Origin of the sequence: Nocardioides sp. URHA0032, from assembly GCF_000620645.1 — a bacterium.
Classification (GTDB): domain Bacteria; phylum Actinomycetota; class Actinomycetes; order Propionibacteriales; family Nocardioidaceae; genus Nocardioides.
Window position 1 is genome coordinate 18,905 of the sequence record NZ_JIAV01000003.1, and the last position, 9,188, is coordinate 28,092.

Annotated in this window: 4 protein-coding genes and 1 rRNA gene; 3 read left to right on the forward strand and 2 right to left on the reverse strand. The window is 69.5% G+C overall.

Features of this window, described 5'->3' with window-relative positions:
- Position 1: 1 nt before the first annotated feature.
- Together N538_RS27075 and N538_RS23410 are read right to left on the reverse strand one after the other, a co-directional pair.
- A complete protein-coding gene (locus N538_RS27075) occupies positions 2-3,199 on the reverse strand; it encodes a response regulator (RefSeq protein WP_051548610.1) in 3,198 nt (1,065 codons plus the stop codon).
- Between the two features lie 35 nt (positions 3,200-3,234).
- The gene (locus N538_RS23410) at positions 3,235-4,638 is read right to left on the reverse strand and encodes a serine/threonine-protein kinase (protein ID WP_051548612.1); all 1,404 of its coding nucleotides are present in this window, start codon (positions 4,636-4,638) and stop codon (positions 3,235-3,237) included.
- Positions 4,639-4,725: 87 nt separating this feature from the next.
- On the opposite strand from N538_RS23410, the gene tyrS reads away from it, so the two are divergent.
- The 3 genes from tyrS (at position 4,726) to N538_RS0101825 (ending at position 9,033) form a co-directional block, all read left to right on the forward strand.
- Complete coding sequence (tyrS, locus tag N538_RS0101815) at positions 4,726-5,997, forward strand: tyrosine--tRNA ligase (RefSeq protein ID WP_028635869.1); 1,272 nt, start codon at positions 4,726-4,728, stop codon at positions 5,995-5,997.
- Positions 5,994-7,028: an alpha-hydroxy acid oxidase gene (locus N538_RS0101820; protein ID WP_028635870.1), complete on the forward strand. Its 1,035-nt coding sequence runs from the start codon at positions 5,994-5,996 to the stop codon at positions 7,026-7,028. Before tyrS ends, N538_RS0101820 begins: the two co-directional genes overlap by 4 nt.
- Positions 7,029-7,506: 478 nt before the next feature.
- A 16S ribosomal RNA gene (locus N538_RS0101825) occupies positions 7,507-9,033 on the forward strand.
- Positions 9,034-9,188: the final 155 nt, after the last annotated feature.

The following is a 9,188-nucleotide window of genomic DNA, read 5'->3' on the forward strand; positions in this document are numbered from 1 at the left end:
GTCAGGAGCGTGTGTACGCCGCCTGGTAGGCGAGCAGCGCCGCCCGGCCCTCCTCGAGCGCCGTCTCCAGGCGGGGCAGCAGCGTGGCCGCGCCGTCCGTCGACCCGGTGTCGGCAGCCAGCTCGATCTCCTGCGCAGTGCGACCCGCGGCGGTCACGCCGAGGTTCAGCGCTCCTCCCGCGAGCTTGTGCGCGACCTGCTTGAGGGTCGGCGCGTCGCCTGCCGCGACGGCGTCGCGGATGCTCGCGAGCGTGCCCGGCGTGTTCCTCACGAAGTTGCCGATCGCCCGGTCCAGGTACGTCGTGTTCCCCGGGTCCAGGTCCCGCAGCTCGTCGAGCCGCCAGTGCTCCAGCCCGGCGGTGGCGTCGTCCCGATGCTCCGTCACGCGCGGCACGGTACTCCGCTCGACCGGTTCGCCGTCACCGATCCAGAGATCGAGGACGGCGCCGAGTGCCGCCGGGTCCACGGGCTTGGTCAGGAAGTCGTCCATGCCGGCGGCCAGGCACCGGTCCCGTTCGCCCTCCACCGCGGCCGCCGTCATCGCGATCACCGGGATGCGGGAGCCGCGCTCACGGATCGCGCGGGTCGCGGCGTACCCGTCCATCCGCGGCATCTGCACGTCCATCAGCACCAGGTCGAAGTCGCCGTCCGCCAGCGTCTCGAGCGCCACCGCGCCGTCGTCCGCGGTCTCCGTCGCGTAGCCGAGCGCCTCCAGCAGCCCGACGGCCACCAGCTGGTTGACCGGGTTGTCCTCGACCACCAGCACCCGGCGGGACCGGCCGTCGCGACCGGCGGCCGGCGGCTCCGGCAGCGGGCGCGGCTCGACGCCGGCGAGTTGGCGCAGCAGCGCGCGCCGCAGCTCCGCGGCGAGGACCGGCTTCGTCAGGCATGCGACGATCCCGGCCGCGTCGAGCTCGGTGTGCTCGGGCGTCGTGGCCGAGGTGAGCATCAGCCTGACCAGGCCGCGGTACGCCGGTGTCCCGCCGAGCGCGCGCGCCAGGTCGAGCCCGTCGCGACCCGGCATCGACATGTCGAGGAGCACGCCCTCGAACGGGTCGCCGGCCGCCAGTGCTTCCGCGATCCGCACCTCCGCCTCGTCGGCGCCCGACGCGGACGCGGAGCGCACCCGCCACCAGTCGAGCTGCTCCTCGAGGATCAGCCGGTTGTGGTCGTTGTCGTCGACGACGAGGACGTGACGCCCGGCCAGCCAGCTGCGCGCGTACTCGTCGTCGGGGTCGACGGCCGGCCCGACGGGCGCGTCGAACCGCGCGGTGAACGAGAAGACGCTCCCGCCGCCCGGGTTCGGCTCCAGGCCGATCTCGCCGCCGAGGGCCGCGACGATCTCCTTGGAGATGGCGAGGCCGAGCCCGGTGCCGCCGTACCGGCGGGTGGTCGACGCGTCGGCCTGGGTGAACGCCTCGAACAGCGTGTCGACGTCGACCTCGGGCACGCCGACCCCGGTGTCGGCGACCGTGACCCGCAGACAGGTGCGGCCGTCGTCGCCGGTCTCGGACGTCGCCCGGACCACCACCTGGCCCTCGGCGGTGAACTTCACGGCGTTCGAGCCCAGGTTGATGAGGACCTGCGCGAGCCGGGTCGGGTCGCCGGCCAGCACCTCGGGCACCTCGGGGTGGCAGGACACCATCAGCTCGAGCCCCTTGGCGCGGGCGCTCTCCGCGAGCAGGCTCGCGACCTGGTCGAAGACCGGACGCACCTCGAAGTCCAGCCGCTCCAGCTCCAGCTTGCCGGCCTCGATCTTGGAGAAGTCGAGCACGTCGTTGATCACGCTCAGCAGCGCCCGGCTCGCGACCTGGACGCCGGAGGCGAGGCGCAGTTGATCCGCGTCGAGGCTGGTGCGGAGCAGCAGGTCGTTGAGGCCGATCACGCCGTTGAGCGGTGTGCGGATCTCGTGGCTCATCGTCGCGAGGAACTCCGACTTCTGCTTCGACGCCGCCAGCGCTCCGTCCCTGGCGTCCGCCAGCTCGCGTTGCGACCGCTCGCGCTCGGCGACCCGGCCGAGCTGCACCGCGACCTGCTCGACCATCGACTCGATCATCTCGAAGCGGTACAGCGGTGGCGCCGAGGTCATCGTGAGGACGGCGACCACCTCCTCGGCGTACGACACGGGGAAGGCGATCGTCAGCCGCCTCTCGTCCCACACCGACCGCCGCTCGCGGAACGCCCGGCCCGCGAGCGCCAGCTCCATCGCCGACTCCTCCGGCGTCCGCAGGTCGTCGAGCCGGTCCTCCTCGGTGATGTGGAGTGGCTCGACGGCCGTGTGGTCGGCGTTCGGCAGGAACGCCCGGCCGCGCTCCCAGTCGTCGTGCAGCAGCACCATGTACCGCGCCTGCGCGAGCACCTCCCGGAGGGTCGCCGCCTCGTTCGCGGCGCTGGCGACCGCCTGCAGGAGGGTGTTCTGCCGGACCTGGTCCTCGAGCGCGAGCTCGGCCTGCTTGGTCTCGGTGATGTCCTGGTGGGTGCCGTACATCTGCGTCACCCGGCCGGAGTCGTCGGTGGTCGCGACGCCGCGGCCCCGGGTCCAGACCCAGGTGTCGTCGGTGCGCTGCACCCGGGCGACGAAGACGAAGCTGCCGCCGTCCTCGAGGGCGCCTTGTACGGCGGCGTCCACCGGCGGGCGGTCCGCCTCGTGGACGATCTCGAGGAAGTCGGCGTAGGAGGCCGGGAACGAGTCGGGGTCGAGGCCGTACAGAGCGATCAGCTCGTCGGAGCCCCAGATCTCGTTCTTCCCGACGTCCCACTCCCAGCTGCCGATCCGGGCGATCCGCTGGGCCTCGGCGAGCCGGCGCCGGCTGACCGTCAGGTCGTCGAGGGCCTGGTGCCGCTCGCTGTAGTCGGTCATCCGGTGCAGCACGCCGACGACCTCGCCGTCCGGTCCGCGGAGGAAGCTCTCGCTCAGGATCACCCAGACCGAGCTGCCGTCGCGGCGGACGAACATGCTCTCGACCTCGGCGTCGTTGACCTTGCCGCCGCGCAGGACCTCGAGGTGCTCCGCGAACTGGGCCCTGCCGGGCTCGTCCAGGGTGTCGAAGACGGTCAGGCTGGCCATCTCCTCCCCGTCGGCGCCGAAGAGCTCGTGCAGCGCGGGGTTCGCGTAGAGCAGTCGCCCGTCCAGGTCGAACACCCAGATCGCGTCGGGCGACGTCTCGACGATGTCCCTGTACAGCGTCGCCAGCTCCATCACACCTCCCTCGCGTCCACGATAGGGCTCGGGGATCAGGCTTCGCCCGCGATCAGGAAGTCGCCGTCCTTCCCCTCGAGGGTGAGCGTCACGTCGTCCTGGGTCTTGGAGCCGTCCTGGTGCAGGTACTCCACGCGGTAGCTGATCCGCCTCGTCGACGGGTCGGCGTCGGCCGACAGCAGGTCGGCGGACTGGAAGTCCTTCCAGAACTTCTGGTACTGCCCGAAGCCGCCGCTCTGGGCCTGGAAGTCCGGGGTCAGCATCGCCCACGCCGACTTCGGGTCCGTGGTCACCGTCGCGAGGTAGGTCTCGACGAAGTTCTCCATCCCGTCGGCGGTGACCGCGGTCGAGGGCGAGGACGTCGAGGGCGAGGACGGCGAGGTCGAGGGCGAGGTGGACGTCCTCGGAGAGCCGGAGCCGCCCTTCCCGCCCGTCTGGCTGTCGTCGCCGCTGTGCGACCCGGCGATCCAGGCGATCACCGCCAGCAGCGCGATCGCGGCGGCGGCGGCCGCGATCGCGATCGGACCGCCGCGCGATCGGCGTACCGGCTCACGGGGCGGCTCGGGCGCGATCACCGGCGGCGGCGGAGCGACGACCGCCGGGGTCGGCACGGCCGGCGGGGGCGGCATGGCCATGGTGCGGGTCTCCTCGCCGCCCTCGGCTCCCGTGAGGTGGTCGCGCACCCGGGCCATCGACCAGCGCGCGGCCGGATCGGTTGTCATGGTCGCCTCGAGCAGCTGCCCCAGCCACCCGGCGTGGGAGAGCCGCGGCGGCTCCTCGTGGACGATCCGGTACATCGCGCCGAGGACGTTGTCGCCGACGTCGTACGGCGGCCGGCCCGCCAGCGTGTAGTAGAGGGTGGCGCCGAGCGACCAGACGTCGCTGGCCGGCGTCGCCTGCTGGCCGGAGGCCACCTCGGGGGACAGGTACGCCGGCGAGCCGGTCACCAACCCGGTCTGGGTCAGCGACGCGTCCGCCTCGGCGCGGGCGATGCCGAAGTCGGACAGCTTCACCTGGCCGTCCGGCGAGACCAGGATGTTCGACGGCTTCACGTCGCGGTGCACGATCCCGGCCGCGTGGGCGGCCGCCAGCGCGTCCGCCACCTGGCGCAGGAGTGGCGCCGCCTCGTCCGGCAGCAGCGCGCCGTCACGCTGCACCAGGGCCGCGAGGGTCGTGCCCTCGACGTACTCCATGACCAGCCACTGGTCGTCCCCGTCGTTGACCAGGTCGTAGACGGCGACGACGTGCGGGTGGTTGAGGCGGGCGGCCAGCCGCGCCTCACGCTCGGCGCGCTCGAGGTCCGGTGTGCTGCCCCCGGGGGCCATCCCGATCCGCTTGAGCGCGACGTCACGGCCGAGGACGTCGTCACGGCCGAGCCACACCGCGCCCATCCCACCGCGCCCGACCTCACGGTCGAGCGTGTACCTGCCTGCGATCACTCCACGTCCCTTCCCACAATCCGACGAGCCTAGTCAGCGGGCCCCATGGCAGGCTTGACCCGCACATCCGCACCGGAAAGGTTCACCGTGACCGTCGACCCGACCCTCCTCGACGACCTCGAGTGGCGCGGCCTCATCGCGCACTCGACGGACCTCGACGCCCTGCGCGAGGCCCTGGCCGGCGGGAGCGTGCGGTTCTACGTGGGCTTCGACCCGACCGCGCCGAGCCTGCACATGGGCCACCTCGTCCAGGTGCTCACGGCCCGGCGCCTGCAGCTGGCCGGCCACACGCCGTACGCGCTGGTCGGCGGAGCCACCGGCATGATCGGCGACCCGCGCGACTCCGGCGAGCGCACGCTCAACTCCCTGGACACCGTCAAGGAGTGGGTGGAGCGGGTACGCGGCCAGATCGAGCCGTTCCTGTCCTTCGAGGGCGAGAACGCCGCGACCATGGTCAACAACTACGACTGGACCGCGAGCCTGTCGACCATCGACTTCCTGCGCGACATCGGCAAGCACTTCCCGGTGAACCGGATGCTGGCGCGCGACGTCGTGAGCCGCCGGCTCGAGACCGGGATCAGCTACACGGAGTTCAGCTACGTGCTGCTCCAGTCGCTGGACTTCCTCAACCTGTTCCGCGACCACGGCGTCGCGCTGCAGTTCGGCGGGTCGGACCAGTGGGGCAACCTCACGGCCGGCGTCGAGCTGATCCGGCGAGCGGACGGCGGCAAGGCGCACGCGTTCGCGACGCCGCTGCTGACCAGGGCTGACGGCACCAAGTACGGCAAGACCGAGGGCGGCGCGCTCTGGCTCGACCCCGACATGATGTCGCCGTACGCCTTCTACCAGTTCTGGCTCAACACCGAGGACGAGAAGGTGGGCGAGCTGCTCCGCGTCTTCACGTTCCTCTCCCGCGCCGAGATCGAGGAGCTCGAGGCTCAGCACGCGGAGAAACCGTTCCTGCGCGCCGGCCAGCGGGCGCTGGCCGAGCACGTCACCACGCTGGTCCACGGTGCCGCCGAGACCGAGCGGATCAAGGCCGCCTCCGCCGCCCTGTTCGGCGGCGGCGACCTCCGCGCGGTCGGCTGGCCGACGCTGCACGCGGCGCTCGGCACCGCCAGGGAGCTGGTGACGGTCCCTGCGGACGCGGTGCCCACGATCGTCGACCTCCTGGTCGCCACGGGGCTCGTGCAGAGCAAGGGCGAGGCGCGGCGGGCGGTCGCCGAGGGCGGCGCCTACCTCAACAACGACAGGGTGGAGGATCCCGACTACGTCCCGTCGGACGCGGACCTGATCGAGGACCGGCTGCTGGTGCTCCGCCGGGGCAAGAAGAGCTTCGCCGGCGTCGAGGTCCGGTGACGGCGGAGGCGCGCTGGCTCGCCGGTCTGGAGGAGCGCGCCCGCGAACGTCTCGCGCCCGCCGTGCTCGAGTACCTGCTCCAAGGAGCGCGCGACTCCGTCACGACCGGCGAGGCGGTCGACGCCTGGCGCTCGGTGCGGTTCCGTCCCCGGGTGCTCCACGACGTCACCCACGTCGACCCCGGCGTCACGCTCCTCGGGCGACGTTCCGAGCTGCCGTTCGGCGTCGCCCCGACCACGCTCCAGCGGGCCGTTCATCCGGAGGGCGAGCTGGCGATGGCCACGGCGACCGCCGAGGCCGGGGGAGTGATGGTCGTTTCGAGCAACGCCGGCACCTCGTTCGCGGACATCGCCGCCACGGGCGTGCGCTGGTGGCTCCAGGCGTACCTACCCGCGGACCGCACCCTCGCCGAGCCGATGCTCGACCGCGCCGTCGCCGCCGGAGCCGAGGCGGTGGTGCTCACCGTCGACACGCCGGTCGTCGGCACGAAGTACGCGTCGCCCGACGTCCCGGTCGTGTGGACGACCGTCGACCCGGACCTGCTCCGGTCGAACTTCGACGAGGGGTACGACGACCAGCCGGGCGCTGAGAAGGCACTCGACCTCGGTCCGCACGACATCGGCTGGCTCGCCGCCCGCACCGGGCTGCCCGTCGTGGTCAAGGGCGTGCTCCGCGCCGAGGACGCCGAGCGCAGTGTCCAGGCCGGCGCCGCCGCGGTGTGGGTGTCGAACCACGGCGGCCGCCAGCTCGACCGCGCGGCCGCCACGGCCTCCTGCCTCCCCGACGTCGTCGCGGCGGTGGGGGGCCGGGCCCAAGTCTACGTCGACGGTGGGATCCGCACCGGCCTGGACGTGCTGGCCGCCCTGGCCCTGGGCGCGGACGCCGTGTTCCTCGGCCGGCTGCCCCTCCTCGCCCTGGTGGAGGGCGCGCCGGGCGTCGCCTCGGTGCATCGGGAGCTGTTGGCGCAGACCGTCGATGCCCTCCGACTCGCCGGGTGCCGCGCCGCCACGGACGCGCGGAACCTGCTCTGACCTGCGCGAACGCGATTGTGGCCCGGGTCACGTCGGGCCGATTTGAACTCGCGCGCCGGGTCCCCTAGTGTTCTCCGGGTCGCCAGGGCGCGGCGGGAGGCAAGACCGTCTGGTCGGGCCTCCGGCCCCGAAGCGGACATCCCCGTCAGCAGGACCTCCGAGAAATCGGCGGTCTCGTCGCGCGTGGGATGAGCGGAAAAACCCGGATTTGCGCCGGGGAAATGAAGCCGCTAAGTTTTACGAGTCGCCCCGGGCGGACCGCAGGAATGCGGAACTCCGAGTGCGTCTGATTCTTGAGAACTCAACAGTGTGTCATAGTCGACGAATTAGTTTGTAATGCCCCGTTGACTGCGTCTGCCTTTTGGTGGGTGTGGTTGATGGTTTCTTTGACAATGATTCTGACAATTGTCAGTGTCTCCTGTCAGGCATCTCTTTTTCCTGGCTGTTGCTCTTTGGGGTGATGGTTGGGGTGTTGTTTTCAACGGAGAGTTTGATCCTGGCTCAGGACGAACGCTGGCGGCGTGCTTAACACATGCAAGTCGAGCGGAAAGGCCCTTTCGGGGGTACTCGAGCGGCGAACGGGTGAGTAACACGTGAGTAATCTGCCCTTGGCTTTGGGATAACTACCGGAAACGGTGGCTAATACCGGATACGACCAATCACTGCATGGTGTGTTGGTGGAAAGTTTTTTCGGCCAGGGATGTGCTCGCGGCCTATCAGCTTGTTGGTGGGGTAATGGCCTACCAAGGCTTCGACGGGTAGCCGGCCTGAGAGGGTGACCGGCCACACTGGGACTGAGACACGGCCCAGACTCCTACGGGAGGCAGCAGTGGGGAATATTGGACAATGGGCGGAAGCCTGATCCAGCAACGCCGCGTGAGGGATGACGGCCTTCGGGTTGTAAACCTCTTTCAGTACCGACGAAGCGCCGATGATGGTGGTGACGGTAGGTACAGAAGAAGCACCGGCCAACTACGTGCCAGCAGCCGCGGTAATACGTAGGGTGCGAGCGTTGTCCGGAATTATTGGGCGTAAAGGGCTCGTAGGCGGTTTGTCGCGTCGGGAGTGAAAACACCGGGCTTAACTCGGTGCTTGCTTTCGATACGGGCAGACTAGAGGCATGCAGGGGAGAACGGAATTCCTGGTGTAGCGGTGAAATGCGCAGATATCAGGAGGAACACCGGTGGCGAAGGCGGTTCTCTGGGCATGTCCTGACGCTGAGGAGCGAAAGTGTGGGGAGCGAACAGGATTAGATACCCTGGTAGTCCACACCGTAAACGTTGGGCGCTAGGTGTGGGGCCTATTCCATGGGTTCCGTGCCGCAGCTAACGCATTAAGCGCCCCGCCTGGGGAGTACGGCCGCAAGGCTAAAACTCAAAGGAATTGACGGGGGCCCGCACAAGCGGCGGAGCATGCGGATTAATTCGATGCAACGCGAAGAACCTTACCTGGGTTTGACATACACCGGAAAGCTGCAGAGATGTGGCCCCTTTTAGTCGGTGTACAGGTGGTGCATGGCTGTCGTCAGCTCGTGTCGTGAGATGTTGGGTTAAGTCCCGCAACGAGCGCAACCCTCGTCCTATGTTGCCAGCGGGTCATGCCGGGGACTCATAGGAGACTGCCGGGGTCAACTCGGAGGAAGGTGGGGATGACGTCAAGTCATCATGCCCCTTATGTCCAGGGCTTCACGCATGCTACAATGGCCGGTACAAAGGGCTGCGATGCTGTAAGGCGGAGCGAATCCCAAAAAGCCGGTCTCAGTTCGGATTGGGGTCTGCAACTCGACCCCATGAAGTCGGAGTCGCTAGTAATCGCAGATCAGCAACGCTGCGGTGAATACGTTCCCGGGCCTTGTACACACCGCCCGTCACGTCACGAAAGTCGGCAACACCCGAAGCCGGTGGCCTAACCCTTGTGGAGGGAGCCGTCGAAGGTGGGGCTGGCGATTGGGACGAAGTCGTAACAAGGTAGCCGTACCGGAAGGTGCGGCTGGATCACCTCCTTTCTAAGGAGCACACACCCCGCACGCCCGGCATCCGTCCGGGTGGCACTGGTGGTGTTCACTAGTGGAATCGTCGATGAAGAGCCGGCACGGTCACCGGCGCCCCTCAGTACTGCCAGCTCTGCTGGCGTGGAACCTGGGACGTCCGTGGACCTGGC